Below are 25,291 nucleotides of genomic sequence, written 5' to 3' on the forward strand. Positions count from 1 at the left end.
CCTTTCAGCCCTAGACAAGTGACCCGTCTGACAATCCACGGCAAGCTTTTCAGACTGTTATCTTTGACGACCCGAGCACATTGCCAAGTCCGGCGCATTCGGCGTTGCTAGCGACGAGCGCACTTCGTGGCACGAGTGCTCTGCCAACGGCATGGTCGTGCCGGGGCCAATAGCAGCCCAGTCAAAGGCTCTTTCTGCTGGGCATGGTGGAGTGATCTCGCAACCTTGCGAGAAAACAGCCCAATACGACCTTTTGCATGGCTGGCAAGCGAGAATAGCCATAGCTCAACCTATGCCGACAATTATTGTTTTACTGCCGCGAGTTAACCACCATGGTAGAGGTCCATTTTGTCAATCAACAGACATGCTATTGTGTTTGTACTTGCTCGCAATACCTCTACTGAATTTATGATTCCACATTCCGGGGCTTAGACACGTGAATAAACCCATCGTGCCTGTTATTTTGGCAGGCGGTCAGGGAACGCGCTTGTGGCCGATGTCACGCGCCGCGCGCCCCAAGCAGTTTTTGCCTTTAACCGGTTCAACCAGCCTGTTTCAATTGACCTTGCAGCGGGTCGAAAACACCGCGCGCTATACCGCGCCCTTGGTCGTGACCAACTCGGAGTACCGCTTCATCGTGGCCGAACAGGCTGCCGAGCTATGCGTGCCGCTTGCAGGAATAATGCTTGAACCGATCACCCGAAATACGGCCGTCGCCATAGCGGCAGCTGCGTTTCAGGCTCAGGCCCAGTTTGGACATGATGTGATCCTTCACGTTTTGCCCTCTGACCACAACGTAGAGACTTCCGAGGGTTACTGGTTGGCCCTCGATCACGCCATTGAAGCGGCCAAAACCGGCCAACTCGTTACATTCGGCATTCAGCCGCTCTCAGCCGAGACCGGGTTCGGTTATATCAAAAGCGAAGGTCGGGTTGGCGAAGGGGCGTCAGCAGTGAGATGTTTCGTTGAAAAGCCAAACATTGAGCGCGCAGAAAGAATGCTCGACGAGGGCGGGTATTTTTGGAACTCCGGCATGTTCGTGTTCGGAGCTGCCAGTTTTCTGGCCGAGTGCCAGGCTTTGGCGCCAGAGACGCTGGCCGCAGCACATGAGGGCGTTCAAAAGGCCCGGAAGGACTTGGATTTTCTAAGGCTCGACGAAAACACATTTGCTCAGGCGCCCAACGTCTCGGTCGACTATGCTGTCTTTGAAAAAACTCAAAAGGCCTCTGTTGTGGCCGTAGACTTCGGGTGTTCCGATCTGGGGAGTTGGGACGCGGTTTGAAAAAGTGCAGCCCGGGATACACGGGGAAACCTTAGCCAGGGTCCGGTAACGCTGAGCAGTGTTTCCAATTCCCTCGTCATAAGCGATCACGCTCATGTCGCCGTCAGTGGCGTTGAGGATATATCTGTCATCGCGACAAATGATGCCGTCTACGTTGGTCGGCTTTCCGCCGCGCAAACGGTGGGCGACATGGTCAAGCACTTGCGCAGCGCTCCGGATACTGCGGGACTAACCGAAATCCATCGCACCGCGTATAGGCCCTGGGGGGGCTACTCTTCGGTGTTGAGTGGCGAGCGGTTCCAGGTCAAGCGGTTGTTCGTCAAACCGGGCAAGAAACTCAGCCTGCAAAAGCATCACCACCGGGCCGAACATTGGATCGTAGTGCGCGGGACAGCGGAGGTGAGCGTAGATGGTACGGTGACCACTCTGAGTGAAAACCAGTCGATCTATCTGCCTCTCGGGTGCGTGCATCGCCTTGCCAATCCAGGCAAAATAGAACTGGAGCTCATCGAGGTTCAGACCGGTTCGTACCTCGGCGAGGATGACATTATCCGCATCGAGGACGAGTTTGGTCGCGCCTGATCGGGTGTCGACACTTTCAGGAGAGCATCGCGTGTCTAAACCTGTCCGTACCGCCGTGTTTCCTGTTGCCGGGTTGGGAACCCGCTGCCTGCGCGCGACCAAGGCCATGCCTGTCGAGGAACTGCGCAAGCTCGATCTGGAAGACCAACTCAACGTCGCGGCCAAGTGAGTACGAGCTATGACAGTTGATTTTCCTGTCAGCCAACGACAGTCAACCAGTACCGGGCTTAGTCAAGTGCTGCCCAAGCAATGGGGTTAAGAGCAGGGAAATACCTTTTTGCAGTAATAACAATAGTTGTGGGTGCCTTTAATCGATTGGCATCAAGGAATTTTGTGCCTACCAACGGCCCGGTGATGTCCTCTAATCCTTTTCCCCGAGTCCTAAAGACATATCCAACTATTGCCTCGCGCGAGCACAGTTGCGGCGCGTGTCTTGAGACGAGTTGGCTAAATGGGAGCCATATGCATTTCGCTATAGTCAAATCGATTAAGCGGGGATCGTGACTACGAGTTTGGATCCCAATGAGCGCTAGTTTCGACAAAAGCAAATCTAAGCCAGCCTAGAGCAGATGTAACCGAGGCGTTGCTCAGACAGCCCCGCAAACGGAAGAAATTATGGAAGAAAGCGAAATCGACATTCGCGGGATCTTGAGCCTGCTGCGTAGGCGCCTGGTTCTGATTGTGGCAACGACCGTTGTGGTCGTCGGCGTTGCAACTTCCGTTGCCTTCACCTTAACGCCGCTTTATTCGGCCTCGGCTCTGGTGATGGTGGACCCTTCTCGCAAGAACATTCTTGATGACAGCGCGATATCCGGAAATAGCTCGGCTGCAGATAATGCGCGCATCGACAGCGAAGTCGAGCTCGCCCGCTCGGACAATGTCTTGCTCAAAGTCATCCAGCGTGAGCAACTGGTCAATGATGACGAGTTCGGGGTTTCGATCGGTCTGACGGCAAGGTTGCTTTCTTTCCTGGGCGTGCCGATTCCTGATCTTCCAACTGGGGACGAGGCTCTCAATCAGGTACTGGCCAAGTTGCGCAATGCCGTCTCGGTACAACGACGAGGTCTCACCTATCTCATTTCGCTACAAGTTCGGTCCGAGGATAGGCAAAAGGCCGCCGAATTGGCCAATGCATTGGCCGAGGTCTATATCGAAGACCAACTATCTTCCAAGGTCTCGGGCGCATTGGGGTCTCTCACGGTCATTCAAAGCCGGCTTGAGCAGGCTCGCAGCGCTATCGTGAGTTCCGAGACGACCTATGATCGGTTCATTTCGGACAATATCGACGCCATTTCTCGCGACAGCGGTCGCAGTGATCTGGCGAATATGCAAGCGCGCATCGCGGCGCTCGAGGGGGCGCGCCAACAATCTGCAACCCTTGCAAGTACTGTCCAGACTGCAATCGCGCAAGCCGACATAAACGCCATCGTTTCCAATCTGGAATCCGATGCTGTGGGGGCGCTTGAAGCGCAACGGCAAAGGTTGCAGAGAGATTTGTCAGCGCCTTCAGCCAATGCATCGGAGATAGATCTGCGTGAAGAGCTGGCACGCATTGAACAGTCAATTCTGGACGCGGCAGGCTCCGAGGTCTCAGCACTTCAGGACGAGGTTCAGCAGGTCCAGGATCAGACCGCAAACCTGCGCCAGGAGCTTCGTTCCGAGGTCATCGGCTCCGCATTGTCGCCTGATACTTTGACCCAGATATTCCAGCTTCAGCAGAACGCTGAACTGGCTCGACGCCAATACCAGACGCTTCTTTCTCGGGCCCAGGATCTTGAAGCGCAGGCAGATCTGCAATTGGCTGACAGCCGGGTGGTCTCAACCGCGCTTGCGCCCAATTCTGCGTCTTTTCCAAACACGCGGCTCATCATCTTGCTGGCGGGCCTGGCCGGCCTTGGACTTGGTGTTGCGCTGGCCTTCCTTTACGAAAACCTGATCGGCGGATTCACCAGTGACGAGCAGGTAGCCACCGTGCTCAAGCGCCCCCTTGCGGCAACGATCCCACGCCAGACAGGGAGAGTTGAGACGGAAAGCCGGGCAGACCTGGTGGTCACATCGCCTCTTTCGATCTTTTCTGAGTCGATCAGGCGTGCCCGTGTCGCGTTCGACCAGGCAATGCGTCTAAGCAGGAGGGGCGATGATCCCAGCAGGTCGGGCAAAGTGCTGATGGTGACCTCGTCCAATCCCAACGAGGGTAAAACCACCCTCGCCCTCGCAATTGCCCGCTCCGCATCCATGGCCGGGCAGTCAGTGCTGCTTATCGACTGTGACCTTCGCAAACCTTCGGTTCATCGCCATCTGGGCATTGAACCAGCGACTGGTTTGCAGGAGCTCCTCCAATCTGAGGAGCCAGATTATTCAGAATCTCTCCCCCAGATTATCGTGCAAGATCCGTATTCGAATGCATCGGTAATCGTCGGATCGCGGAGGAGCAGCGTGCCAACAGACCAATTGCTGGCGAACGCCACCTTCCAGCGTCTGCTGAATGCCGCGCGGCGCTCGTTTGACTTTGTTGTCCTGGATACCCCGCCCGTGGGCCCTGTGGTCGACCCGCTCTATATCTGCCAACAGTCGGACGCGATCGCATTCGTTGTAAAATGGGCCAGCACGTCGCAAAGCGACGTGAAGAAGAACATTGCCGCCCTTGAGGATGCCTCCGACGGCCGAGTGCCGGTGCTAGTTACGCTGACGCAACAGGAGCAATCTCGTTCCGAATATTACAAGAAATACAGTGGATACTACTCTTACAGCACCTAATGACGGTGGCTCGGCTATACCGAGATTGTCGGTCGCATGTGTGACCACACCGGGACGCCAAGAATTGTGTTTATAGATCGGTCGTTGGACTAGGGCTTGGGTATGAACTCATTTTCGGCCCGGGCGACACCAGGCACCAGCGAAACGAGATGAAACCGCTTCAAGAATTACTTCTATGGTCCCTTTTGGCAGCTTCGGTTTGCGTCTTTGGTCTTGGCATTTTCGCTTCGCGCTCTGAAGCGATAGCCTCGGCTATGGGGTCAGGATCGACAAGGCTTCCACAATTTGTGCAAGCGATCGCAGACGAGATCGAACTTCCCCTCTCTGTTGAAGGGCGACGGGTGGTGCTCGACACCTGCGAAATGGGTCTGCAACCGTCGCTTCCTTTGCTGTTGCGCTTTGCTACAGATGAGCAAAGGCAGATGATTGCGCCATTCTGCGCTGACCTCGCCAAACTGGCAGTGGATGCCTCAAGTGCCGACTCTTATGCTTGGGCAATCTTGGCAATGGCGCAAATGCGATCGGGCAATATTGCTTCCGCAGAGCGAAGCCTGATCCGCTCATCACTGACCGCGCCAACTGAGGCATGGATCGCAAGGACCCGATTTAACCTTATTCAGGACCACTATGACCAGCTCTCCCATAACGTGCGCGGATTAGGCGATGCAGATGCACTAGTCCTAATTGACGGCCGTCTCGGCAATGTCGTTGCGCGGCGCTACGTGGCCGATGCCGGCTTCCGCCAACGATCTGAAGCCTTGCTTGAATCACAGCCCGAACCGGTACAGCGTCGCTTCCTCTCGCTTGTTCGCCAGCAAATCTAGGATCCGCAGTGACCACGTCCGAAATCGATCTGACCATGACCCAGCGAACCCCTCCGCGAGTGGCCGAGATATCCGGTCGACGGCCGCAAAACGGCTTCGCGCTTTGGGCCCTCCTTGTGCTCTTCGCCCTGGCCCCCCTGCCCTTTGCCAGCGCCCGGCCATTTCTTTGGGCACTCTGGGCGACATATGTCGGCGCTATCGCCATCGTCTTTTTCGCCTGGCAGCTCCGCTCGGGCGCTTCGCTTCGCGTCAATCCGATAGAGTTCAGGCTACCGGCAGCGCTCGTCGCCGTGACGCTCCTGATGCTTGTCGCCCAGGTGCTTCCGATAGGGTCCTTCTTGATCGCAAGTGATGGAGCTATCAGCCTGACTGCTCCCCAGATCAGCATTGCGCCGGGACAAACAGTTCTGATGCTGGCAAGGCAGCTGACCTACGCGCTTGTGGCGGTCCTGGTCATGCAGATTGCCGCCAGCGATAACCGCCGGAATGTCCTCCTTCATGGACTGATCGCGATCGCACTTGCCTACGGTGCCTATGGTCTGATTGCCTTGCGCCTGGGGGATACGATTTTGGGCTTGCCGAAATGGGCCTATCTCGGATCGATCACCGGGAGCTTCGTGAACAGGAACTCGTTCGCGACATTCATTGGTTTTGGCGCAATTCTGACGCTGGCCCATGGATGTGCCATCATGCGCAGGCAAGCGGAGCGCCACAAGGATGATGGCCTGATCAACGGTCTGTTGAGCAAGGTGATCCTTTATGGAGCCGCCTACACTTTTCTCATTCTGGTACTCATAGGCACCCAGTCGCGCATGGGGTTATTTGCGGCCCTGGCAGGTTCGGCCGTCGTGGTACTCGCAACACTTTTGTCGATCAGGAGGTTGGGTTTGATCCTCCTGATCGCCCCGCTCGCCCTTGCCACCTTCATAGGGCTCCTCTGGCTGCTTGGTGGCGGCCTACTGGAACGCATTGAGTCCGACGGGTTCGACTCGAGCACGCGTTGGGTGCTCTACGAACAAATCCTGCGGCTAATTGCTTTGCGCCCCTGGACGGGCTTTGGTGGTGGGACATTTGAGATCGCGTTTCCCATAGTCCACACTTTGCCACTGCCTGCCGATGTCTCCTTCAATCTCGCTCACAACACCTATCTTGCGCTCTGGTCCGAGCTCGGCCTGATTGGCGGATCTTTTCTGATCCTGGCCATCGCGTTCGTGACCGTTAAGTTGGTTACCGCACTTCTGGCAAACCATGGATCATGGACTGCCGAGATCGCCGCCCTTGGTGTGATCTTCCAGGTCGCTATTCACTCCATGGTAGATTTCAGTCTTGAAATCCCAGCCAACACCCTGGTCTTCGTCGCTATCCTCGCGACTGGCCTCGCGACGACGTCAAGAACCAAGACCATGAGAACCCGTTCTTGATGCGCGCGCTACTGCGACGACTACTGGGGAAGCAAGAAGCGCCAACGCACGCCAAACATCTTGTCAGGCATCTGACGGTTCCCGAGGCGCCTGCCGCGCTTTATGCCATAGGCGATGTCCATGGTTGCCTTGATGAGCTGGTGGACCTGGAACATCAGATCATTGCCGATGGGCACTCTATCCCGGGCAGTAAGCTGCTCGTCATGCTCGGGGATTATGTGGACCGTGGCCCGGACTCTGCAGCGGTCATTGATCACCTTCTCTCCAGGCCGCCTGAAGGTTTCAGGCGCGTGTGCCTGATGGGTAACCACGAACTAATGTTTCGTGACTTTCTCACGCGACCACATCCGCAATCAAATTGGCTCGAATTTGGCGGACTTGAGACGCTGCGGTCCTACGGGATCTCGAACGACGCGCTGAAAGCGACGAGGCCATCGCAGTGGCCAATGCTGATCAAGGCGCACATTCCAGACAACCACCTGGATTTTCTGGCCTCTTTGTCGTGGACCCTGCAGGTTCCAGGTTGGCTATTTGTCCATGCAGGGATCCAACCTGGCATCCCACTAGAAGCTCAGAAGGCCGACGATCTTTTCTGGATTAGGGAAGCCTTCTACGACCTTGTAGATCATGAAGATTGCAGCCATTTCAGTTTTCGTGTCGTGCATGGACATACGCCCGCCGCCGACCCTGTAATCACCCGCCGGCGGATCTGCATTGACACTGGTGCCTACGCAACGGGTAGGCTGACATCGCTCAGGATCACACCTGACGGTAGCTTTCAAATGTTGCAAACAAGTCCATCGCCCGGACGGAAGTAACAATCTGGCTAAAGGCTCAGCAGCGCGAAAGCGATCTGGAAAACTCAACTCTCACAGCCCCAATATTGGGGTCAGGAAACGGTCGGGTCAGAGGTCGCCGAAGCCCGGTTCGCCTTGTCGGACTAATGCCCATTTCCAGTGAAGAACTCCCGGACGATCGTCATAACTATGATCTTGAGGTCCAGCCAGATCGAAAAATTCTGGATGTAGGCGATGTCATGATCGATGCGCTCCCGAGCGAGCCGTGGATCCCGCGTTGGTCCACGCAACCCATTGGCCTGGGCCCATCCGGTAATACCGGGACGCATGGCGAGCCGCTCCCCATAGTAGGGAACCAGATCCCGATAAAGCCGGCCGCCTGCCAACATGTTGGCGACATGAGGGCGAGGACCCACCAGTGACATGTCCCCTCTCAGAACATTGAACAGTTGTGGCAGTTCATCAATGCTGGTCTTGCGGATAAAGCGACCCACAGGGGTAACCCGCGGATCATTTATGCGGGTTTGCGTTACGCCCGAAGCATCACAATCTGCCTCTCGCATCGACCGAAACTTCAAGGCGTCAAAAGCCCGTCCGTTAAGCCCTTCCCGGCGTTGTCTGAAAAGGACGGGGCCAGGAGAACTGGCCTTGATCATGACGGCAACAATAATCAGCAGTGGCCCGAGTGCACAAATACCGACAAGTGCACCCACAACATCCAAGGCTCGCTTCAGGAACGTATCGAGGGGAGCCTGCGACGAGCCACCGCCCTTCCAGTTCACGGGCAATCCGGAGTGCCATGTAACCCCGGCCTCACGCTCTTCTCCCGTCGCGTCGGCCAAAGTTGGCATTTCGAGCTGGCCGAGCATACTCCCGTCCAGCTCCATAAAATTCTTGCGGAATTTAGATCGAACCACACTACCCATCTCGTCGCCCCCAAGAAAGTCGGTAAAATTCGCCTTGCTAGCAATGACTTATCATTACCAAAAAGTTACGACAGTCCATAGACAAAATAAAAAAAGACCGACCTCTAGTTAATACATACGACGCGTACAGATCTGACGTGTCGCCGCAGGCCATTTCGCCTCCAGATGAACGAGATATCCGCTCTGTGGGTACACATTCGCGAAAAAACAAGTAAATTTTTCTACTGAATGCAAATCCGCATGCATTTAGTGCATATCTACATTTCACGGCAAGTAATCACCAAATTCGCAACACGAAAAACAAAAGGCGCGGAAATTACCCCGCGCCTGTTCCTTGGCAATTCTCAGCCGTTCAAGAAACGATCAGACTGGGCTGGCCTGTACACCACCAACGGCACCGGACTCGGGCAGCAACTGCTCAAACAGCGCTTCGATGGTGTCACCGCCGCCGGCCGCAGCAACCTCAGAACGCAATTCGGTAAAGGACTGCAGTGCGACAACTGGATCAACCCCGGCACTAACAAGCGCACTGGAGTAGGCGTTAATAGCTGCTTCACATGCAGCAGGTGTTCCCGCCGGAGGCGTGCAGTTGGTCAGCACGGCATCGTAAAGCGCCTCAAAACCCGAGACAGGTGCGGCCAGAGCGGGAAGGGCGGCAAAGGACAAGGCGGAAAATGCGCCGACTGCCTTGAGCGAAATAAACTTATTGCGCAATTCACATCTCCTAAATTGTCGCCGCACAGTCCCAATACGATAGCCCGGCTTCATCGTCAAGTAGAGCGTTTATCTCTTATTAGGTATTTCTACAAAGCGCGACACATTTTATGGTAAAATAAGGCGATGGCAGCCCTAACTCTCTGCCGGCCAGATGTTTTCTTCCAAAATCAATAGAACCACATCGAAGACGCGTTGAACATCCAAACAAACGAGCCGCAATGCTACCCTGCGCCTTTTGCATGGTTTAATGCAGCGGCCCCCACTCCTGGAATGCTTGAGCAGAAGCAGTTCCAAAGAACGCGAAACCCCGCCATCGAGATCGATGGCGGGGGCAAGATAGCCAGGACTGGAGACTAGCCCGCAGACCAACTGCGTGGGTTGGCCGTGGACATGGTGCGAATGTTGTAGCCAGACGCCCGCAATGTCTTAACCGAGTTGTTGAGGTTATCGAGCACGTAGTCGCCCTGGCTTGTTTTGACCACCAGAACTGCATGTGGCTCGCCCCGACGGGTGTGGGTGTAAGCGATGCGCAGCGCCCCCGCAGACACACCATGTTTGATCAGCATGCTGCGCTTGCTCAGAACATAGTCCTCGCAATCTCCCTCGGTGGGGTTGAGGTTCCAGATGTCTGCGCTGTCCACCTTGGGGCGGATCGATCGATTGACGTGGACGTTCACCTGCTTGAGCATCATCATCATGTTCGGCGTCATGCCGACCTGGGCACTCCCCCCGCCACGGCATTCGTTCCGGTTCTTTGCGCAGAAAAACTGCATCGAGAGCGGCGTGATTGCGGCAGTCTGCAAAACCGCCCCGCTACGGCCGGTATTGGTTTGATCTGCGTAGGCAGCGGCACCGCCGACAGATGTCATGGTGATCGCGAGGAGCAGACCAGCGATCTTGCTGTGAGTCATGAAGTTCATTTGCGGCATCCCTGAAGCTTTGATGCCCCAACAATGCGCGCGACAAATTGCGTCCGCCTGAGCAGATTAGATACAATTTTATTCAATTTGCTGCGGTTCCCGCCGCAGCTCGCCCAAGCTCGTAGGCGCATATCGGCAATGCGGGCTTCAGATCCGTCGCGCAATTTGGCTCGAATTGGACGCCAATTTTAGTTAAATGCCGAGCACGGCGAAATGTGAGCCGTGCCACGCGCACGGCTCTCTCCTGCCTGTTTGACCTATCACCAAAGGGCCAGAGGCAGCACAGGCGGGCTTAACTGCCGGCACTTTTGTCACCGGCCATGGTGCCTGAAGGCCCATCATCCTCAGGAGCGGCGCTGGCTAGGTCCAATGGTGACACCGGGGCAGCCACGGCACACGGCGTAGTGCCCTCACCCTTCTGATCGTCGGCAGAGATCATGACTATGTCTGGCTCGGCCACACTCCTGCCGAACAAGCGGATCAAAGTTCCGCATCCCCTCAAGCCGCAGCGACCGGGTCGATAACCATTCATAAATTTCCGGGGAGAAGAGACCCGTCGCAACACGAAGTGTGCGACGCGTGCCGGCAGTGCATCAATCTGCGTTGCGGCGGCAATTACCTACTAGACCAAAGAGGCCTGACCTGGGCGCCAGCAGTGATCGAACGGGTCGTGACCAAGCCAGAGCCACGGCATGGCCGATTCCTCGACCCCCGTATCCCTCAGGCACCCGCTATGAAACGGAAGCTCGTCGCAACGACGTTGCCAGCTGACCAGAGCAAAGCCCAGGACAGAACGGCAAGCGCAGCAATGACAATGCCGCGAGGCGGCTGCGCGATAATGCGGGAGCGGACGCGTTCTGTGTTCGCCAAGACCGAACCCTCCTTGGGCAAACTCGTGTTCAGGTGCGTCTAGTTAAGCGCCCAATTTCTTAACGCGTGTTGAACCTGTCGTTTGCAATGTGGCGCTATCGCGCGACTGGCTATCGCGTTGGCAACCAAGCAGTATCGTAGCGGGCCGTTTCCTGATCCGGCAGAGCTGGGCTGGGCTGAAGCGCTTTTTGAGCAATCATTCAAAGCATAGCTTCCACTCAGGCATTTTTGACGGCCTCGCCTGATCTGCAACCTTCGCGGCTGCAGCGTTCTCGTCTGCCATCTACTGCACGCTAAACGGGGCACTGCCGGAGACGTCGTGCAAGGCGATGGAGCAGCTTCACGGTCGCCCCGGACATTTTGCCTGGCGTGCCAGTGATCCCGAATTGACCTCTCCCATGGCATTGGGTGCAATCCTGGGCGTGTTTGGCACCCGCTCCCCGACATAGAGGCAGCATGTGCGACAACTTCTCTTTCCGCACATCACGTCAAGAAAATGCTGCGCAACACCTGCAATCGACGCAAGGTTGTCATGCAAATTCGGTAAGTCGCAGGGCAAACCACAAGAGTAGTATAGTTTTATTGACGACCTGAGCGGTAACCATCTATCGCAATTAAGAATTGTCCGGGTTTTCTGTCACAGTTTTTCCGTGTAGCTGTTCCTCGACTTTGGGCGACGAGCTCATTGTGAAGGTGCGGCGGTTTTTGCCGCAGATTAATTCGGACCAGGGGGACGCATGAGTTCGAAGGTTGCGCTGATTACCGGCATTACGGGCCAGGACGGCTCCTATCTGGCCGAGTTTTTGCTGGAAAAAGGCTAGGAAGTGCATGGCATCAAGCGCCGCGCCTCGCACCTCAATACGCAGCGCGTCGACCATATCTATGAGGATCCCCATACCGAAAACCGCAAGTTCAATTTGCACTATGGCGATCTTACGGACTCTTCCAACCTGACGCGCATCCTGCGCGATACTCAGCCCGACGAGGTCTATAATCTGGGCGCTCAGTCGCATGTCGCCGTGAGCTTTGAAGCGCCGGAATACACAGCAGACGTCGATGCCATTGGCACCCTACGGCTGCTCGAAGCCATCCGCTTCCTGGGTCTTGAGAAAAAAACGCGCTTCTACCAAGCGTCGACCTCGGAACTCTTTGGTCTCGTCCAGGAGGCCCCACAGCGAGAAACCACACCCTTTTACCCGCGCTCGCCCTACGCCGTGGCCAAGATGTACGCCTACTGGATCACGGTGAACTACCGCGAGGCCTATGGAATCTATGCCTGCAACGGTATTCTGTTCAATCACGAGTCCCCGCGCCGCGGCGAGACCTTCGTGACGCGCAAGATCACCCGAGGCCTCTCGAATATCGCGATGGGGCTCGAACCCTGTCTCTATATGGGCAATATCGATGCCCTGCGCGATTGGGGCCACGCCAAGGACTATGTGCGTATGCAGTGGATGATGCTGCAGCAGCTACAGCCCGAGGACTTCGTCATCGCGACTGGCGTCCAATACTCTGTGCGCGAGTTCATCCAATGGACCGCCAAGGAGCTCGGCATCACCTTGGAATTTTCCGGGTCTGGCATCGATGAGGTAGCAACAGTGACTGCGATTGAAGGCGACATGGCCCCTGCCCTCAAACCCGGCGACGTCATCGTCAAGATTGACCCTCGCTACTTCCGCCCGGCCGAAGTCGAGACGCTGCTTGGCGATCCGAGCAAAGCAAAGCAAAACCTCGGCTGGACCCCCGAGATGCCCAGGACATGTGCGCTGAAATGGTGCGCGAGGACCACAAGGCAGCGCGCCGCCATGCCCTGCTCAAGCAGCATGGTCTCGATCTCCCCGTGAGCGCTGAGTAGTGCGATGACGTTCGAACTCACCAACAAGCGCGTCTACGTCGCCGGGCATCGCGGCATGGTCGGCAGCGCTGTTGTGCGCCGGCTTGCCGCTGACGGATGTGAAGTGATCACGGCCGGTCGCGATGTCGTTGATCTCAAGCGCCAAGCGGAGGTCGAGGCATTCATGGCCGACGCAAAGCCCGACGCTATCGTCATGGCGGCAGCCAAGGTCGGTGGCATTCTGGCCAATGACACCTATCCGGCAGACTTCCTCTACGACAACCTGCTCATCGGGGCGAACATCACCCAGGCCGCTTTCGAGAACGGCGTCCAGAAGATGCTGTTCCTGGGGTCGAGCTGCATCTATCCCAAGATGGCGCCTCAGCCGATTACCGAGGATGCGCTGCTGACCGGCCCGCTTGAACCGACCAATGAATGGTATGCCATCGCCAAGATTGCCGGCCTCAAGCTGGCCCAGGCCTACCGCAAGCAGCATGGCTGTGATTTCATCTCCGCCATGCCGACCAATCTCTACGGACCCGGCGACAATTTCGACTTGAAGTCTAGCCATGTCCTGCCGGCGCTTATTCGCAAAGCTCATCAAGCCAAGGAGCGCGGCGACGCCACCATCACGATATGGGGCACAGGATCACCGAGGCGCGAATTCCTGCACGCCGACGATTGTGCGGATGCTCTGGTTTTTCTGCTGAAGACCTATTCCGGGCACGAGCATGTCAATGTCGGCTCGGGCGAGGACATCTCCATTCTCGATCTATCAAAAATGGTGTGTGAGGTGGTCGGGTTCGAGGGTGAAATCGAGCGCGATCTGACAAAGCCGGACGGCACGCCGCGCAAGCTGATGAGTGCTGACGTGCTGCGCGATATGGGCTGGTCGCCCCGTATTGGGCTGCGCGAAGGCGTGGAACAGACCTATCAATGGTTCTTGGCCAATGCGGCGCGGGGCACCGCGGCATGAGCGGCAGCACGCTACCCAGCTACGACATACTCGGCGTGCCGGTGACGGTAACCAGCCTCGACCAGGCGGCCGAGACGATCGAGACCTGGGCCCGCGATGAAATCGGGCGCTTCGTCTGCATCCGCGACGTGGCCAGCTTGATGACCATAATCGAAGATCCAGCGCTCGCGCCGATCCACCGCGAAGCGGCGATGATCACGCCTGACGGCATGCCATTGGTGATGGTGGGCAAGCTGCGCGGACTGCCGGTGGAACGCACCTGCGGGCCGGACCTGATCGACCATGTCTGCGCTCGTTCGCCCGCCAGCGGCCTTCGCCACTATTTTTATGGCGGCAAGGAGGGCGTGGCCGAAACGCTGGCCGGCGTTTTCCAGGCGCGCTATCCGGGGCTGATCGTGGCCGGCTATGAATGCCCGCCCTTCCGCCCCCTTACGGCGGAAGAGGATGAGGCGGTGGTTGCACGCATCATCGCCAGCGGTGCCGATGTGGTTTGGGTGGGGATTTCCTCGCCCAAGCAGGAAGTGTGGATGCAGGGCCATTACCGGCGCCTGCCGCAAACACTGATCGGCGTCGGCGCCGCGTTCGACTTCCACGCCGGCACCGTCCGCCGCGCCCCACGCTGGATGCAAAAGTCAGGCCTCGAATGGGCGTTCCGGCTGCTGAGCGAACCGAAACGCCTGTGGTATCGGTATCTCGTGCTGGCGCCAAAGTTTGTGTGGCGGGTTGCGTTTCAGCGCCGCAGGATCCCTGCTTCGTGAGTATCCTAACCACAGCTCCCGGCAAGTTTGCTGCGCTCTACCGCAACTCTGGCCTGGCGCGCTGGTCTCTGGCCAGCCAAGCCGTAACCAGCGGCGCAAACTTCCTGTTAGTGTTGCTCTTAGTTCGTGCCATCGGCATCGAGCAGTTTGGCCGCTACAGCCTCTACTACCTTATTGCCTTGAACATAAGCGGCGTTTTGCAGGCCTTGATCGCTTTGCCGGCAGTTTCGATCAGTGCACTCGAAACAGGCTTGGCACGATCTATGGTTATTGGCCGGGCAACGACCTTCTACCTCATTTATGGCCTTGCTGCTTTCGCAGCTCTGGCACTCGTGGACATGGTTCTGGCAGCCATCAACACTGATTTGAACATCAGCTTCATGTTGGCAGGCGGGTTCTTTCTGGCCCTGGCGATGGCGGAATATGTCCGGCGCGTTCTGTTTCTTCTCGAAAGCGTTCGGTTGGCATTTGCCCTAGATGTGCTTCGCTATGCGCTCACGTTCTTGGCATGCTGGTACGCCATCGCGGCCACACCGACAGCCCCGATGGCTGAGTTTTTTGTCTGGGCTGTGATCGGTGGCCACTCGGCGGCGGTCGTAATGGTGGTGGCGATCCCTCAAGTCTTCGCAACGCTCATGCCGCGATGGCGCGACATGAGGAGCCTCCATAGCAGGCTTTGGCGAAGCGGCGGATGGCTGAGCGGCACGAGTATCCTCCAATTCTGCAATGAACACCTATTCGTGGTCGCAGGGTTCGCCTTTGTTGGTCCGCAGGCGATTGGGCTGGTCCGCGCCAGCCAGACCATAGTCGGTCTGGTCAACCCGATCCTTTATTCGCTGGAAAACTTTCATCCCCTGCAGATCGGCCAGCGGCTGGCACGGGAGGGAAAAGGTGCCGCCATGCAGTTCTTCCGTCGCCAAGCAACGGTGATCGGGGCGGCATTCGCACTCCTGCTGCTCGCAACAGCAATTCTGGCACAGCCACTGCTCGATCTCATCGTTGGGCCACAGGCCACTGGTGGTGCCTGGATCCTCCAGGCACTGTGTCTGATGGAGTTTTTCCTAGTTCTCCGTGTCTTGCTGACGTTCCCGTTTCGAGCGGTGGAGGACACGAAGCCGGTTTTTGTGGCGATTTTGATGGGCGCGATTGCTTCCAGCGCAGCAGTATATCCGCTCCTCGCTGCGTGGCAGGTAGGCGGCCTTCTCATCGGGGTCATCGGGGCTCAGTTCGTTACCGTGGCAGTACTTTTTGGCTTCAGTGTGGGCACAAGCGACGTGAATTCTAGAGGGAAACGAGATGCCGTCAGGGAAGGTTAGCGTCCTGCTCAGTGCGATGGCCTTCTCCCCCACTCGAGGCTCCGAATTCGGAGTAGGCTGGCGTTGGGCACTAGAAATTGCTGATCTTGGCTATGACGTAACAGTTTTAACGAGAACGCGTCACAAACCGGAAATAGCAACAGCCCTGGGAGAGATCGAGGCCCGCTCAATAAAACTGGAGTTTGTCGATCCTTGGTCGTGGGTTGAATACAATGTTTCGCCCGTCGTCTTTCGCTATCTGTATATATATGTTTGGCAGATAGCCGCATACCTAAGAGCGCGGCAGATTCATCGTATGCGTCGTTACGACGTGGTTCATCATGTTACCTTCGGCGGCATTCGTTTTCCGAGCTTGATGGGACTGCTTGGTATCCCGTTCGTTTTTGGTACCCTAGGTGGCGGCGAGTCCACGCCACCAGGTCTGTTCGGCGCATATCCGTTGAAAGAAAGACTTTGGGAGTGGGCTCGGACAATTTCCAACGCTGTAGTGCGTTTCGATCCGCTAATGCGTTGGGTATTCGGGAGTGCCTCCGTCATTGCTCTTAGAACGCCGGATAACATTCCGCTCGTACCGTTCCGAATGAGAAGCAAAGTGGTAATTGCCGGTGACGTGGGAAGCTCTCTGCCCAAAAATCAACCTGCGCGTCAGCGGAGCCAAACTGTGCGCTTTTTGTATGTAGGCCGGCTGATCTATCTAAAGGGTATACAACTCGCGCTCCCTGCTTTTGCCATTGCAAAAAAGGTGACACCGAACATTTCGTTTACGATCGTGGGCAGCGGGCCGGCCGAAAAACGGTGGCAATCGTTGTCACAACGTTTAAGGCTGGAAGACATTGTAACTTTTGTGGGTCATGTGCCCCACACCCAAATCTCGCAAGTCTATAGTTCACATGATGTTTTCATGTTCCCCAGCATGCATGACTCGGGGGGCACCGTGGTTCTGGAAGCTGCGGCCCACGGTCTCCCGATCATTTGCCTAAACACCGGCGGGCCTGGACACATCCTGGGGGCCAAGGCCGGCACTAAGATTGACGTGTCGTCCGGAAATCAGAATCAGGTGGTGAAAGATATCGCGCGCGCCATTGCGGCATATGCAACGAACACATCCCAATTGGATGCGCTGGGTAGCGATGCACGAGACTGGTCCTCTGCCCAGACCTGGAGATCCAGAGTACTTACCGTTTACAATGCTCTACCCAAAGCATTAGCCCCATCGTTACAGGCACGGGCTCGCTCATGAGTGCTCGCGCAGAAACGCCGCATCCTCACAGCACCCGTGTCTCCGGTGCGACATCTCTGCAACGCGGACTGTTGTTTGCAGTCCTATTGTATCCTTACCATGTACTTCCGCTGGTAGTGGATACCGTCTTCGTCGGTGTTGCCGCTGCCATTGTACTCTGCCTGTCCGCTATTCGACTGAAGGTGCCAAAAGTTGGCCTCGCAGCCAGCATTTTTATCGTGGGGATTGGAATCTGGAGCTTTGTCTCAATAGCTCGAACGGAGCATGCGGGCCCCATTATCTCACAGGCCAACCATCTCTGGCAGTTCGCTGCTCTCGTATTAGCCTTTGTTCCAGTTGTGAGGGGTGTGGACTGGACCGACACCTTCCAGTCCAAGCGCTTTTTCTGGCTTTCGGCGTTTTCAAGTCTCGCCACGCTCACCTACAGTTTGGCGACCTACGGATTTATGTTTGAGTATACATTAAACGTAGTAATTACTATGGCACTTATAAATCAGAATAAAACGGTCGGAATTACACACAAAATTCTGATAGGATCTATCATAATTTTGTCTATATTCCTATCCCCAAGATCGACCGCACTTTTTATTTTTCTTACATACTTTATCGCTCTTACTTTAAATCCGTCACAACTGATAGTAAAACTTGCCAGCCTTTCGGTAGTCTTTCTACCTATCGCCCTGTATTTGTCGATAGACAACAATACCACTGCCGCCCTGATTGGATACGATTACAACACTTACATTCGATCAGAGTTTATTAGGGCGGCATGGGGCCTGCTCAAGGATAAATTGGTTTTTGGCGTAGGATTCGGGCCAGAGTTCCGACCACGGGCTTTCAACTACATGACGACGCACCCATTATTAAATGACCCTAATGCCATTTTACTTGTTTCCAATCATCATTCCATTTTCGATACTGCTTACAGGCTCGGAATACCGATGGCAGGAGTTCTAATGTACGTCTTGTTTGTTAGTCCAAAACTCTCATCAGAAGACAAAATGGGCAAGTTTTTTATGCTTGCGTTGGCATTCGGGATGTCGATCAACGCCTGGTTCGAAGATCAGGCACAAGTCGTGATGGTAGCAATGCTTAGTGTTTTCTTAATTACTCGCGCAAGAACATGGCTTCCTAATCTACAAGACTGAATGCGGATATGCAGTGACCTTTGCGAAATAGCCGTTAGGCGTTCTGTTCTCGTCTGCTTCGTTGGCACCCCTTCCAAGGGACAAAACCGACATCTCTTCAAGTTGTCTGCTCGAATGATCAGAGCGCAAGGCCAGATCTGACAGAAATAAAAACTGATTGTCGGATGCCCAACTCACCCCCTGTACGTGATATTCCCCATCATCGAACCCGCCCAGCGCCTCCGTGACGCCCACGATTTCGCCGCCGGACCGCAGGGTGGCCTGGAAGGTGCCGGTGCTGCCGACGCGTTCGATATTGATGCGGTTGTCAGTGCCGCCGTCGCTGATGTCGATGGCGCGGTTATAGGGAATGATGGCGCCCCAGCTGTTGCGCACGATCACCGTGCCCTGCTGGGGCGTTAGGCCAATGGCATCGGTGGGGACTTGCAGGGAATCGGCCGCGCGGCCGCTGCCGGCGCCGAGGCTTTCGATAAACGAGGTGGCGCCCGTGTCGCGCAGCATGGGCAGCGCCCAGTCGATAGCGCTTCCGCTCGGGGCACTGGCGGGAATAGCCAGAACCAAGGGGGAGGAGCCGGTATCCGGGGCGGTTACGGTCAGGTCGAAGCGCTTCCAGGCGGAGCCGAGTTCAGTAGCGGCGGCGATCGGCGGCTCTTCCGCTGCGCCGAGCGGCGATTGCCAGCACAGGTCAGCCGGCTGGGCGCCGGGTGGGCAGCGGGCATAGAGCGAGAGCGTGTAGGCCTGGGCCGAGACGTGTGGGAGGGCAATGGTCGCCAGCCCGCAAAGACCGCCGCCCGCGGAGAGGCGGAAGGGCTGGGTGCGGATACCTTTGACCAGCTGCTCGGGCAAAAGCTGCGCCTGGCTGGGATCGCCGCCGACCACCGACCAGCCGGCGACTGCCGCACCGGGGCCAGTGGCCGGGGTCTCGCCAAGAATGGTATTGCGCGGCACATATTCGGACGCGGCGCATTCGAGCAGGACGCCGCGGCTGGTGCGCGCCATCGCGTGAGGGGCGAAACGCTGCCAGTCGCCGGCCGCATCCTGGGCGAATTTGGGCGTGGGGCGCGAGAACTCGAGAATATCTTCGGCCCGGACCTGGCGACCGAACACCATGTAGCGATTGGAGCAAAAATCGGCGGCAAAGCTGGCGCCTTGCGGCCACCATATGGGGCCGGCTGCGCGGCCAGACGTGAGTTTGACGCCGGGCATCAGAGCAGGCCCACAAGATCGGTCGCGGTGGTGCCGGTCGCCTCGACCCGTGCAATACGTACAGGGAGCAAGGTCGCCGAGGGGAGGTTGACCAAAGTGACCTGATCGCCGGAAGCAAGGGTCACCGCCAGGTTGCCGGCAGTGCCGATATAGACGGCGCGAGTAACATGAGGAAGATCGGCGCTGTCGTCGGGAATGATGGCGAAGCCGCTGCTGGCGGGGCTTTCAAGGCCATCGGCATGAGTGGCGAAACGATCTGGCATGGCTGTCTCCTGCGATTGAGCATGTGTGCAGAATACAGGCGGTCAATCGGGCGGGGATAAGCGGGGACAGTGCAGTTCACCGACCGCGCATGGGCTGGTGCTGAACCGTGTGCCAGCATCCGCACAGAACGCTCCCATCCCAGGCTGGGGCTAGGAAGCCTCAGGTTTCAAAGCAATCTCCGCGACCAGCCCCCGATGATTGGATCCGAAATGGTCTGGCATGGCCGAGAGCGACGTGAACGCTGCGTCACCAGACACCAAAACATGATCGATCGGCGCGCCGAAATTGCCCATGACGACCGGCCAAGTTCCCGGCTCGAAAGCGGCACGCGTCAGACCAGTTGCATCCAGCAATTCGGTGAAAGGTCCGAACCACGCGGCGGCGTTGAAGTCACCCGCGACAAGCGTCGTTCCTTCGAGCCCTTCCAGAAGGCCTCTGAGCGCTATGAATTCGCCGATCTGCTGCTGGCCAAAATAAGGGCGGAGCAAGTGGGTAGAGACCACATTGAGCTTTTTGCCCTCCATCACGACTTGGGCCGCAATGGTTTGATGTCCTGACGCCCCCGTCAAGCGTGTGATCCTTGGCGCCTTGAGCTCCAAACGCGAGAGTACAAGCACATCGCCGCACTGTCCCTCACCTTGTTCGTCGCATCCCAGCAGAAACGGATAGCTGGCTCTGAGCGTTTCCAGAAGCGGCACAACGGGAGCGGATTCATTGAGCAGCACCAGGTCGGCATCCGTCTGCAAAAGATAGTCGGCAATGGCTGGACCATTCTCCATGTTGGAGCCCAGCATGTTGAAGGCGATAACCTTGAGGTTAGGCTCGGCCGTTGCCATTCCCCGGGAGGACGGCGCAATGTCTCGGTAATCGAGGACCAGGGCGAGAACCGCGCAGCCAAGAAGCACAGTGCCCCGCCTCACTGCTCTCCCCATGATCAGCAATAGCGCCACCAGCCCGAGCAGCGCTGACAAGTGTACCCGTATATTGTTCAGGATTAAGATGATGGGATCGAGCCAATCCAAGTGACCGAGTGCGATCAGGCCTGCGAGGATCAGACCCACCAAAAAGAGGGCGCCGCGCAATTCCGTCCCGATTGCCCGCCACATGGCTTTGTACCTTTCCCTAGCCACGAAATCCTCTGGGTCGCATTTGAGCCCAAATGCATCCCTTCAACCCTAACGGCACAAAATTCTGGCTTTATTCGCTTTTTGTACGATCGATGTCCGATCGAGTGAAACAGGCTCATTGCAGCCGGCCGGGGGCAACGCTGCGTCGGCTAGGCCAGCGTTTCACGCCTTGCAACCTCAAGTCCCCAAGTGACCAGCTCCTCCGCTCTGGCGAGCGAGTTCGCCTCTACATAACACCGCAACTCTGGTGCGTTCCCGGAGGCCCGAAAATGCACCATATCACCTGACTGGGTCCAGAATTGCAGACCGTCAATATCGGCGTGCCGGGATACGCCCCACCGATCAAAGATCCGCGCAGCGTACGTGGCGTCTTGCCGGAGACGGTTGAGAAAAGCAGCACTGCTATCACTGGGCACATTTTGCAGGCGATCCGCCAAGGCATGCTTGAGTGGGAGATCAGCAATCAGTTCCGAGACCGTCATCCTCAGGCGCAGACTTTCGCCAAACGCACTCAGGATCGGCACTATGGCGTCCCGGGTCTCAAGGTTTTTGAGACGACCACCGAACGAAGAAACACCATTGCCAATGAGGGTGCCACCATTGGCCTCAAAGCCCACAACAGCACCTGTGGCAGTCTTCATGGCTTCAATCACGAAGGGCGAACCGACCCGGGTGCGCACTACCTTGTCGAAAAGGTCCAGATCCTCAATCGCGGAGTTTGATGTCACGGGCGTTACGACGCTTTCAGCATGCAGATGGCGAGCCGCCAGCAAACCAAGAACGTCGCCTCTGATGAACTGTCCCTTTTCGTCCACAAGAAGCGGTCGATCGCCGTCCCCGTCTGCCGAGACCACTGCATCAAGCCAATATTCGGCTATCCAGCCGGGAACACGCTTAAACACCGGGTCATTGAACGATTCTGTGTCGACTGGCACGAAACCATCAATACGCCCCAGGCTGACCGTTTCGGCCCCGAAATGGCGCAGTACGCGGCCCAGTAGATCACGCGCTACGGTGGAATGCTCGAAGACGCCAATGCGCATTCCCGTCAGCGTGTTCTCGGGCAAGAAGCTCGTAAACCTCTCGAAGTACCGCTCGCGCGCCTGGTCGGCCTCGTTTGCCAAGGCCACGTTAATGTCCGGAATATCCCCATAATCCAGCCAATCAACAATGCCCTTCTCGTCTGGTTTGCCGATCTCGCCATTGGGCGAATAGAACTTGAGACCATTCCGGTCCGCGGGAATATGGCTGCCGGTGACCATGATGGCGGCGCAACCCCGTGCTTGGGCATGCAGGGCCAGCGCCGGCGTCGGAAGTGCACCACAGTCGACTGCATCCAGCCCCGCGTGCCTGATGGCAATGGCACAGTCATGAAGGATCGCGCGGCTTGAGGGACGAAAGTCATGTCCCAGAAACACCTGGCCCATCCCGGTCTGCCCGGTCGAAGCCAGATGCCGGAGAAAAGCTGCGGTGTATTGGCGCGCGGCCCGCCCTTCGAGCTCGACGGCCAAGCCGCGAAGTCCGCTCGTCCCAAACTTTAGGCTACTATCCAGTGACAACGCTCACCCCCGTTAAATACTCTCGAAACCAAGCGACAAGCTGATCGATCCACTCGCCCAGTGGTGTTTCAGATAGTCCACTCGCTGAGGATACTAGTATTGCCGTCCTCGCTTCGGGGCACCATCAGATCATGGTCCCACTACAACTGTTTGGCGCCATCCCAGTGAAGTTGAAAACCGAGACTACCCCCGGAAAACGAACAGCAATTCTCAATTCCATGACGGAGAACGTAACTCTATGCAAGGACACCAACATGCAAAACCATCTTCGGTTAGTTTCCCGCCATCGACAACAAACCGCCGATATCGCTCATGAATGCCTCCGGCGCATCCGGTCCGCCGTGAGTGCTACCCCCGGGAAATCCCCCAGCCGGGTGGTCCAGAATCGGGTCCCACGTCAAAACTCCGTAAAACCGGAGGGGACTTGGGGCTCAGGTCAAATGCACACGACAAAGCCGGGATCGCCGTCAAAATGCCAGCAAAACCAGATACATAGTCAATGTTGATGCTGAGAAATGGAGCGGGTAGCGGGAATCGAACCCGCGTATTCAGCTTGGAAGGCTGCTGCTCTACCATTGAGCTATACCCGCCCGTAGGCGATGCCACCGGCACCGATTAGCGCGAACCGGGGTTGGCTGGCAAGGGTAACCACGCCCCCCTTTCCACATTTTGCCCGCCAAGCCAAATTCTTGCGCAACTTGCACGCTAGGGTGTTGACACTAATGCGACAGCCAACCATAAACCGCCCCGACGACACGCAAGTGCTCGTCGTTTCCTACCCGGAAATGTGGAGGGGTGGGAGAGTGGTTAAATCCATCAGACTGTAAATCTGACGCCTCAGGCTACACTGGTTCGAATCCAGTCCCCTCCACCACTCCCTTCGCCCACGCGGTCGAAGCTCGGGTTGAACGACAGCCTGATTTATCCCCGATTAATATCTGTGCAGAGACCCCGCCAAAGGGTGCGGCAGCTTACGGTCACTTCTGCTCATGACGCCAGTGCAATCCACGCTTGGGTTCCTTGCGGAAACCCGGCAAACCCGCTACCGCTCCAGGCATGAGCCGCAACAAATTTCCGCCCAAACCCAAACATGATCCCGACGCCGGTCCGGTCTATCTCTATGGCCTGCACACGGTGCGTGCCGCGCTGGATAATCCCGGCCGCGTCAAGAAGGCATTACTGGCGACACCAAACGCCCTCAATCGCCTCAAAGAAACCGGCGAAATCGGCAAAGTGCCGATTTCCGAAACTACCCCCAAGGAGCTCGATCGTCTCCTGGGCGGCGAGGCCGTGCATCAGGGCGTCGCGCTGGAGGTCGACCCTGTCAGCCGCTTCGGGCTCAAGGATATTGCCGATCTCAAGCTGGTCGTCGTGCTCGACCAGTTGACCGATCCGCACAATGTCGGCGCGATCCTGCGCACTGCCTGTGCCTTTGGCGCCGACGCCGTGATCACCACGGCCCGCCACTCCCCCAGGGAGACTGGTGTCATGGCCAAGGCCGCCTCCGGGGCGCTTGATCTCGTACCAATGATCGAGGTGCGCAACCTTGCCGATACGCTTGAAAACCTCAAGCAACGCGGCATGTTAGTGCTGGGCTTTGACTCAGAATCTGAAGCGCCGCTGCGCCCGCGCACGGATGCTGTTCCTCTGGCCGTGGTGCTGGGCGCGGAAGGCAAAGGACTTCGCCAGCGCACAAGGGAGCTCTGCGACGAAATGGTTCGGCTCGACATGCCAGGGCCGATCAAATCGCTCAATGTCTCCAACGCCGCAGCCATTGCGCTCTTCGCAGCCACCGCAGGCAGGACCACATGAGTCAGTTCGAACCCTTCGCAATTGCCCTGAGACTGTCTGGCGTCACCCTGCAGCAGAACGAACTCGATGCCGCCCTCAAGCAGTTGACGGTTCGTTACGAGCCCGAAGACGCCGAAGACAGCTTCTACGCCCAGATTGATGTCCCCACGGCAAACCCGGTGCGGGCGATTCTCGAGCTGGCCGAGCGCTCCGGTGCCACCATCGCCGCCATGCTGGACGACCGCCGTATTGGCAAGGCCGTGCTCGATATCGCTTTCGACTATCCCCTCGAAGGCGAATCCATGTCCGCCCGACTGCCCGCTCATGCCGCAGCAGCCATCGCGGTGCATGGCATCGACATAGAGATTTCAGTTTATCTGACCGATGTAGAGGAAGACGAAGACGCATGAGCGCTGCTGGGTGTAGAGAGTGATACGGATTCTCCAAAATCGCGTAAGAACCGACACAATAAATTTGTAAGTTCAAAGGCTTAAGAAGAATCCGATATGATTGTAGCGTAATCGCTCCTTCCAGCCCCAAGCTTGGGCTGGGCACATCTGGCACGGGGAGTCCGCTGGCTTGTAGGCGATCTCTGCGAAGGCCGGTGATTGTCGCCTTTCACTGTGTAGACGGGGAGCAAGACGACTTTCGCCAATGACTCGTGCTTGCGCGGCGCGGCAGCGCGATCATTAAAGGCGTTGCTGATGGCTTCCACAATTGCAAGGCCGTCCGATATCAAAAAAGTAACAGCGACCCGGAAGGTTTCTTCTAGGATTCTTACAACTACGCCGCCCTCAATGAGAGCAACAGCTGGCAATCGACAATGCGCCCCTTTCCGGTCACTTAAAGATAGGGACGATGTGCCGCTAGCCGCCGGTCCGGTTTGGCTCAAGACTCTCGCTTGGAGGTCGAACTGCACGACAGCAAGTTAATAGGTCCGCCAGATGCCCGGTGTGCCCAGTTCGATCAGATGGCC

At 57.0% G+C, this 25,291-nt stretch carries 19 protein-coding genes, 2 tRNA genes and 2 pseudogenes; 15 read left to right on the plus strand and 8 right to left on the minus strand.

Translation table 11 applies throughout. The features are described 5' to 3' along the window. Positions 1-436 precede the first annotated feature (436 nt). The 6 genes and pseudogenes from GGR20_RS16810 (at position 437) to GGR20_RS16835 (ending at position 7,684) form a co-directional block, all read left to right on the plus strand. Positions 437-1,864: pseudogene (locus GGR20_RS16810) on the plus strand (mannose-1-phosphate guanylyltransferase/mannose-6-phosphate isomerase). A 31-nt stretch (positions 1,865-1,895) separates the two neighbouring features. Beyond that, a complete protein-coding gene (locus tag GGR20_RS16815; protein WP_420827456.1) occupies positions 1,896-2,033 on the plus strand; it encodes a hypothetical protein in 138 nt (45 codons plus the stop codon). A 446-nt stretch (positions 2,034-2,479) separates the two neighbouring features. Further along, positions 2,480-4,621: a polysaccharide biosynthesis tyrosine autokinase gene (locus tag GGR20_RS16820; protein WP_183312516.1), complete on the plus strand. Its 2,142-nt coding sequence runs from the start codon at positions 2,480-2,482 to the stop codon at positions 4,619-4,621. Between the two features lie 149 nt (positions 4,622-4,770). Continuing rightward, a complete protein-coding gene (locus tag GGR20_RS16825; protein ID WP_183312517.1) occupies positions 4,771-5,445 on the plus strand; it encodes a hypothetical protein in 675 nt (224 codons plus the stop codon). Positions 5,446-5,561: 116 nt separating this feature from the next. Continuing rightward, positions 5,562-6,866 carry an O-antigen ligase family protein gene (locus GGR20_RS19150; RefSeq protein WP_183312518.1) on the plus strand — a complete coding sequence of 435 codons (1,305 nt, stop codon included), beginning with the start codon at positions 5,562-5,564 and terminating at the stop codon, positions 6,864-6,866. After that, positions 6,866-7,684 carry a metallophosphoesterase family protein gene (locus GGR20_RS16835; RefSeq protein ID WP_183312519.1) on the plus strand — a complete coding sequence of 273 codons (819 nt, stop codon included), beginning with the start codon at positions 6,866-6,868 and terminating at the stop codon, positions 7,682-7,684. The genes GGR20_RS19150 and GGR20_RS16835 overlap by 1 nt, the downstream gene beginning before the upstream one ends. 122 nt (positions 7,685-7,806) lie before the next feature. On the opposite strand, the gene GGR20_RS16840 is transcribed toward GGR20_RS16835, so the two are convergent. From GGR20_RS16840 to GGR20_RS16850, 3 genes are all read right to left on the minus strand, one after another. Continuing rightward, positions 7,807-8,532 (minus strand): sugar transferase, encoded by a 726-nt coding sequence (locus GGR20_RS16840; protein WP_246349714.1) that lies wholly within the window; start codon positions 8,530-8,532, stop codon positions 7,807-7,809. A 420-nt stretch (positions 8,533-8,952) separates the two neighbouring features. Continuing rightward, on the minus strand, positions 8,953-9,303 hold the full coding sequence (locus tag GGR20_RS16845; RefSeq protein ID WP_183312520.1) for a hypothetical protein: 351 nt from the start codon (positions 9,301-9,303) through the stop codon (positions 8,953-8,955). A 356-nt stretch (positions 9,304-9,659) separates the two neighbouring features. Next, positions 9,660-10,226, minus strand: a complete 567-nt coding sequence (locus GGR20_RS16850; protein ID WP_183312521.1) for a transglutaminase-like cysteine peptidase — start codon at positions 10,224-10,226, stop codon at positions 9,660-9,662. 1,607 nt (positions 10,227-11,833) lie between these two features. Here GGR20_RS16850 and gmd point away from each other — a divergent pair. The 6 genes and pseudogenes from gmd to GGR20_RS16880 all read left to right on the plus strand — a co-directional run bounded on the left by gmd (position 11,834) and on the right by GGR20_RS16880 (position 18,368). Next, positions 11,834-12,951: pseudogene (gene gmd, locus GGR20_RS16855) on the plus strand (GDP-mannose 4,6-dehydratase). A gap of 4 nt (positions 12,952-12,955) precedes the next feature. Next, complete coding sequence (gene fcl / locus GGR20_RS16860; RefSeq protein WP_183312522.1) at positions 12,956-13,906, plus strand: GDP-L-fucose synthase; 951 nt, start codon at positions 12,956-12,958, stop codon at positions 13,904-13,906. Continuing rightward, entirely contained in the window at positions 13,903-14,664 is a 762-nt protein-coding gene (locus tag GGR20_RS16865) for a WecB/TagA/CpsF family glycosyltransferase (RefSeq protein ID WP_183312523.1), read from the plus strand. Before fcl ends, GGR20_RS16865 begins: the two co-directional genes overlap by 4 nt. Continuing rightward, positions 14,661-15,980, plus strand: coding sequence for a lipopolysaccharide biosynthesis protein (locus tag GGR20_RS16870; protein WP_183312524.1), 1,320 nt, complete (start codon positions 14,661-14,663; stop codon positions 15,978-15,980). The genes GGR20_RS16865 and GGR20_RS16870 overlap by 4 nt, the downstream gene beginning before the upstream one ends. Then, positions 15,961-17,220, plus strand: a complete 1,260-nt coding sequence (locus GGR20_RS16875; RefSeq protein ID WP_183312525.1) for a glycosyltransferase — start codon at positions 15,961-15,963, stop codon at positions 17,218-17,220. The genes GGR20_RS16870 and GGR20_RS16875 overlap by 20 nt, the downstream gene beginning before the upstream one ends. Further along, positions 17,217-18,368, plus strand: a complete 1,152-nt coding sequence (locus GGR20_RS16880; RefSeq protein WP_183312526.1) for an O-antigen ligase family protein — start codon at positions 17,217-17,219, stop codon at positions 18,366-18,368. Before GGR20_RS16875 ends, GGR20_RS16880 begins: the two co-directional genes overlap by 4 nt. On the opposite strand, the gene GGR20_RS16885 is transcribed toward GGR20_RS16880, so the two are convergent. From GGR20_RS16885 to GGR20_RS16905, 5 genes are all read right to left on the minus strand, one after another. Further along, a complete protein-coding gene (locus GGR20_RS16885; protein ID WP_183312527.1) occupies positions 18,357-19,574 on the minus strand; it encodes a hypothetical protein in 1,218 nt (405 codons plus the stop codon). The two genes, GGR20_RS16880 and GGR20_RS16885, sit on opposite strands and share 12 nt — an antisense overlap. Beyond that, positions 19,574-19,837: a spike base protein, RCAP_Rcc01079 family gene (locus GGR20_RS16890; RefSeq protein WP_183312528.1), complete on the minus strand. Its 264-nt coding sequence runs from the start codon at positions 19,835-19,837 to the stop codon at positions 19,574-19,576. The genes GGR20_RS16885 and GGR20_RS16890 overlap by 1 nt, the downstream gene beginning before the upstream one ends. A 150-nt stretch (positions 19,838-19,987) precedes the next feature. Then, entirely contained in the window at positions 19,988-20,920 is a 933-nt protein-coding gene (locus GGR20_RS16895) for an endonuclease/exonuclease/phosphatase family protein (protein WP_183312529.1), read from the minus strand. 194 nt (positions 20,921-21,114) lie between these two features. Beyond that, positions 21,115-22,524, minus strand: coding sequence for a phosphohexomutase domain-containing protein (locus tag GGR20_RS16900; protein ID WP_338084734.1), 1,410 nt, complete (start codon positions 22,522-22,524; stop codon positions 21,115-21,117). Between the two features lie 516 nt (positions 22,525-23,040). After that, positions 23,041-23,114, minus strand: a tRNA-Gly gene (locus GGR20_RS16905). A 199-nt stretch (positions 23,115-23,313) separates the two neighbouring features. On the opposite strand from GGR20_RS16905, the gene GGR20_RS16910 reads away from it, so the two are divergent. From GGR20_RS16910 to GGR20_RS16920, 3 genes are all read left to right on the plus strand, one after another. Further along, positions 23,314-23,398 (plus strand) — tRNA-Tyr (locus tag GGR20_RS16910). Between the two features lie 182 nt (positions 23,399-23,580). Next, positions 23,581-24,336 (plus strand): 23S rRNA (guanosine(2251)-2'-O)-methyltransferase RlmB, encoded by a 756-nt coding sequence (gene rlmB, locus GGR20_RS16915; RefSeq protein ID WP_183312530.1) that lies wholly within the window; start codon positions 23,581-23,583, stop codon positions 24,334-24,336. Continuing rightward, on the plus strand, positions 24,333-24,725 hold the full coding sequence (locus GGR20_RS16920) for a hypothetical protein (RefSeq protein ID WP_183312531.1): 393 nt from the start codon (positions 24,333-24,335) through the stop codon (positions 24,723-24,725). Before rlmB ends, GGR20_RS16920 begins: the two co-directional genes overlap by 4 nt. Positions 24,726-25,291: the final 566 nt, after the last annotated feature.

It is taken from the genome of Devosia subaequoris, assembly GCF_014197055.1.
Taxonomy (GTDB): Bacteria; Pseudomonadota; Alphaproteobacteria; order Rhizobiales; family Devosiaceae; genus Devosia; species Devosia subaequoris.